The 4,619-nt window shown below is 56.4% G+C and carries 5 protein-coding genes; 2 read left to right on the forward strand and 3 right to left on the reverse strand.

Annotated features, from left to right (window positions below; translation table 11 throughout):
• A partial coding sequence (locus tag WBC85_RS10000; protein ID WP_424436143.1) for a tetratricopeptide repeat protein occupies window positions 1-324 on the forward strand: 324 nt, incomplete at its 5' end.
• A gap of 18 nt (window positions 325-342) precedes the next feature.
• Window positions 343-1,089, forward strand: a complete 747-nt coding sequence (locus WBC85_RS10005) for a DsbA family protein (protein WP_424436146.1) — start codon at window positions 343-345, stop codon at window positions 1,087-1,089.
• Window positions 1,090-1,194: 105 nt separating this feature from the next.
• Here WBC85_RS10005 and ispG read toward each other — a convergent pair whose 3' ends face one another.
• From ispG to hemA, 3 genes are all read right to left on the reverse strand, one after another.
• Window positions 1,195-2,328 (reverse strand): flavodoxin-dependent (E)-4-hydroxy-3-methylbut-2-enyl-diphosphate synthase, encoded by a 1,134-nt coding sequence (ispG, locus tag WBC85_RS10010; RefSeq protein WP_424436149.1) that lies wholly within the window; start codon window positions 2,326-2,328, stop codon window positions 1,195-1,197.
• 96 nt (window positions 2,329-2,424) lie between these two features.
• Window positions 2,425-3,663 carry a helix-turn-helix domain-containing protein gene (locus tag WBC85_RS10015; protein WP_424436152.1) on the reverse strand — a complete coding sequence of 413 codons (1,239 nt, stop codon included), beginning with the start codon at window positions 3,661-3,663 and terminating at the stop codon, window positions 2,425-2,427.
• Window positions 3,664-3,785: 122 nt separating this feature from the next.
• On the reverse strand, window positions 3,786-4,619 hold an 834-nt coding region (gene hemA / locus WBC85_RS10020; RefSeq protein WP_424436155.1), incomplete at its 5' end, for a 5-aminolevulinate synthase.

The following is a 4,619-nucleotide window of genomic DNA, read 5'->3' on the forward strand; positions in this document are numbered from 1 at the left end:
GTCCCTAACAATGCCCTTATTCTGGGTGGTTATGGGCGTGCCTTGCTGGCCGCCGGCCAACCCAAGCAAGCGCTCCAAACGCTGGAAGCTGCGCGCGCCCGTGATTTCAGGGATCCCTCTGTGCTTCGCGATCTGGGCAGCGCCTATGCGCTAACGGGGCAACCAGCCATGGCATCGCTCGCTGCGGCAGAGCGGCATGCATTGAACGGGCGATTTAAAGATGCAGCACTGCATGCAAACCGTGCGGTTGCCCGCCTGCCGCAAGGCTCTGGTCCTTGGCAAAGAGCACAAGATGTGCTCAGTGCAGCAGAACAACAAAAGTAACCTATTGGGAGTGCCTTTATGAAACGTCTTTTGGCCACGACGAGCCTTTGCATCGCTGCGCTAGGAGCACCTGCGCAGGCCTTTGATCTGACCGCGATGAGTGCGCCTGAACGCGAGTCATTTCGCGCCGAGGTACGTGCGTTTTTGATGGAAAACCCCGAGGTTATCATCGAAGCCGTCAACCAGATGGAGGCGCGTCAGGCCGCGCAGCAGGAACAGGACGATCTTTCGCTGGTTTCTACCAATGCGGATGCATTGTTTAACGATGGCTATTCTTGGGTTGGCGGCAATCCCGAGGGTGACGTGACCGTTGTCGAGTTTCTGGACTATCGCTGCGGCTATTGCCGCAAAGCACATAGTGAAGTTGAGCAACTGCTGCAAAGCGATGGTAATATCCGCCTGATCGTCAAAGAATTCCCGATCCTGGGTGAAGCCTCAACAGCCTCGTCCCGTTTTGCGATTGCGACCCGCCATGTTGCTGGCGACGCGGCCTATAAGGCCGTGCATGACGCGCTGATTGCTTTTAGCGGCGAGCCTAGCAGCGCCGCGCTTGCCCGCCTTGCTGACGGGTTGGGTTTGGATGCTGACGCAATCGTTGCGAAAATGGACAGTGATGAGGTCACGCGCGAGATCGACGAAACACGCGCACTCGCGCAGCGTTTGCAAATTCGCGGCACACCGACCTTTGTCATGGGCGGCCAATTGGTTCGCGGCTATGTGCCGTTAGATGCGATGCAACAGATCGTCGATCAAGAACGCGGATGATTTGACTAAGGCGGGGGGCCAGCCCCCCGTACCGCAGTCCAGACGGGGGGCCAGCCCCCCGTACCCCCCGGGATATTTATAGAGAGAGGAAACCAAAGGTTTTCTTTATTCCGCGGCCTGCGCTTCGGCTTCAAGTTCTGCGTCAATAACGGCCGCGCGCTTTTCTACTTGCTCGACAATATGTTCTACCATCTGCTCGTTAGAGAGTTTGTGGCTTTGCTTGCCCGCAAGATAAACCATCCCGGCCCCTGCGCCGCCGCCTGTAAAGCCGACATCGGTCATCAAGGCTTCGCCCGGCCCATTCACAACGCAACCGATAATACTCAGGCTCATCGGGGTTTTGATGTGCTCGAGGCGTTTCTCAAGGGTTTCAACAGTTTTTATCACGTCAAAGCCCTGCCGTGCGCAGGACGGGCACGAGATAATATTCACACCGCGATGACGCAAACCAAGGGATTTCAGGATTTCAAATCCGACTTTAACCTCTTCAACAGGGTCCGCAGACAGAGAAACACGGATCGTGTCGCCAATGCCCATCCAAAGCAGATTGCCAAGGCCGATGGCAGATTTGATCGTACCGCTGACCAATCCGCCTGCCTCTGTGATACCAAGGTGGATTGGCGCATCTGTGGCATCGGCCAATTTCTGATAGGCTGCAGCAGACATAAACACGTCTGACGCTTTGCAGCTGATCTTGAACTCGTGGAAATCATTGTCTTGCAAAATGCGGATATGCTCCAATCCGCTTTCAACCATCGCATCAGGGCAAGGTTCGCCATATTTTTCCAGAAGGTGCTTTTCAAGCGAGCCCGCATTTACGCCAATGCGGATCGAGCATCCGTGGTCCTTGGCCGCTTGGATCACTTCTTTAACACGCTTTTCGTCACCGATATTACCGGGGTTGATACGTAGGCAGGCCGCGCCCGCCTCTGCTGCTTCGATAGCGCGTTTGTAGTGGAAGTGGATATCAGCGACGATCGGCACCGTGCTTTCGCGTACGATTTCCTTGAGCGCTTTGGTCGAGGCTTCATCAGGCGTGGACACGCGCACGATATCTGCGCCCGCCTCTGCCGCTGCTTGCACCTGCGCAACGGTCGCAGCGACATCGGATGTGTCGGTGTTGGTCATGGTTTGCACTGCGATGGGTGCATTACCGCCCACCGGGACATTCCCGACCATGATTTGACGCGACGTGCGGCGGTAGATGTTTTTCCAAGGGCGAACGTGATTCAGCGACATAGTGTGTCCCTTTTTGAGCAAGCGATGAGCTACGCTCTACATAGGACGCGCTATGTGCTCAGGCAATGCGTTGAATTGTCGAAACTTGCTTGCCGCTTACTCTGACGGGATCTGGATGCCCTGGGCCTCGGCAACAAGGCGCGCGAGATCTTGATCGACGTTCAGATCGGCAACCTCGTATTTTTCAGCAACTGCCGCAGCAGAAAGCGCAACCTTCGACGTCACCTGACCGCGTGGGCCGGCGGGGCCATAGTGCTGACCATTAAGCGAGAAGTAGATTGCGCCAGATTCACCAACGCGCAATGTCGCCGGGTCTTCTGTCATCGGAATTGGATAGGTGTCGCCCGCATTCAGGATGCCCTCAAAGACCGAGGTGCCATCGGCTGCACTGACACGGACCCAAGCGGGGCGCACAGCAACCAGTTGAACCTGACCGGGGATTTGTTCGACCACTTGGGGCACCGCGCCACCAAGCGTTGGAACCTGCACCGTCCCGTCGGCAAGCAACGTTGGCTGCGCTTGCGGCTCTTCCGTCTCGTTCGTGGCAAAGGCACCGTGGCTACGTGGATTAATCATCGAAATTGGCGCGTCACGTGCAACAAGCACAGGCGTGTCCAGCGCTTTCGGGCGATACAGACGGTCCAGACCGTCCTGTTCAGGACGCGCCAAGCCTGCGCTCACAGGCGCAACACCGTTTTCGGAAATCTCCGCCAAAGGCGCAGAAGCGCGCGTCACGGGATCAAGATCAGCAAGAACAACAGGCGTTTCGTCAACTGGCGCAAGGCGCACGCGCTGGACTTCGTTCAAAACAGTCCAGCCACCAAAGCCGATTGCACCCAGCAACGTTACAAGAACCAATGTGGAGCCTATGGCACCCGGTTCAACCCGTGACAGAAAAGCGTCCCCGGTGGGCACAAAGGGTGTGCTGGGCTGGGCAAACGGATCACGGCCCACTTGCGAAGAGGCAATGATTTCAGCCGCGCGGGATTTCTTGATTGTCGACGCTTCATCGGACATGCCGTGCGCGGTCGAAAATCCGCTCTCGCGGCAGAAGGCTTCAAAAGCGACTTCGGGATTCATGCCAAGATAGCGCGCATATGAGCGCACGTAGCCAGCAATAAAGCCGGGGGTTTCAAAAACACTGGGATCAGCGTTTTCGATAGCAGAAATGTAGGAGGCTTTGATTTTCAACTCGCGTTGCACGTCAAGCAAGGATTTGCCCAGCGTCGCACGCTCGCCGCGCATCATGTCGCCAAGACGCAGGTCGAAGTCGTCGAACCCTTTGGGAGCGACGTCAATCTCTTCTGATTTGCGCGATTTTCTGCGCCCGATCATACGCCCTGCCCTATACTAAAAGCTACTGCTTTGCCCACAACTTATCCACAAGCCCGATTCCCTGATCGATGTTATTAGGCAGAGATTAGCATGGTGCAACTGATTCTGCACCCGAATAAGGGCTAAGCCGTTAATTCGGCACGATTCAGCGCACAATGGGACCAGAGCGAGTCCATGGCTTCCACGAGCTTGTTCATCTCGTCTGGCCCGTGAACAGGCGACGGTGTGAAGCGCAAACGCTCTGTGCCGCGCGGCACAGTCGGGAAGTTGATCGGTTGCACGTAAATCCCGAAATTTTCGAGCAACATGTCAGAGAGCTTTTTTGTATGAACAGGATCACCGACCATAACGGGGACGATGTGGCTGCCATGATCGATGATTGGCAGACCCAGCCCTTTCAGGCGTAATTTCAATATCTTAGCCTGTGTTTGATGCTGCTCGCGCAGTTCAGGCGTCCGCTTGAGATGCGCCACCGAGGCCGCTGCACCCGCCGCCACCGCAGGGGGAAGCGACGTGGTAAAGATGAAACCGGGCGCATAGGAGCGGATCGCATCACACATCTTATAGGACGCGGCGATATAGCCACCCATCACGCCATAGGCTTTGGCCAATGTTCCGTTAATGATATCAAGGCGGTGCATCAGGCGATCACGCTCTGCAACGCCAGCGCCGCGTGCTCCGTACATGCCAACGGCGTGGACTTCGTCAATATAGGTCAGCGCTCCGAACTCATCTGCAAGGTCGCAAATCGCTTCAATCGGGCCAAAATCCCCATCCATCGAATAGATCGATTCGAAAGCGATCAGCTTGGGCGCGTTTGGATCATCGGCTGCCAGCAACTCGCGCAGGTGCGCCACATCATTGTGACGGAAGATACGTTTGGCCCCGCCATTGCGGCGCACGCCCTCGATCATTGAGGCATGGTTCAGTGCGTCGGAATAGATAATCAGCCCCGG

The organism is Planktotalea sp., from assembly GCF_049680325.1.
Lineage (GTDB): Bacteria > Pseudomonadota > Alphaproteobacteria > Rhodobacterales > Rhodobacteraceae > Planktotalea.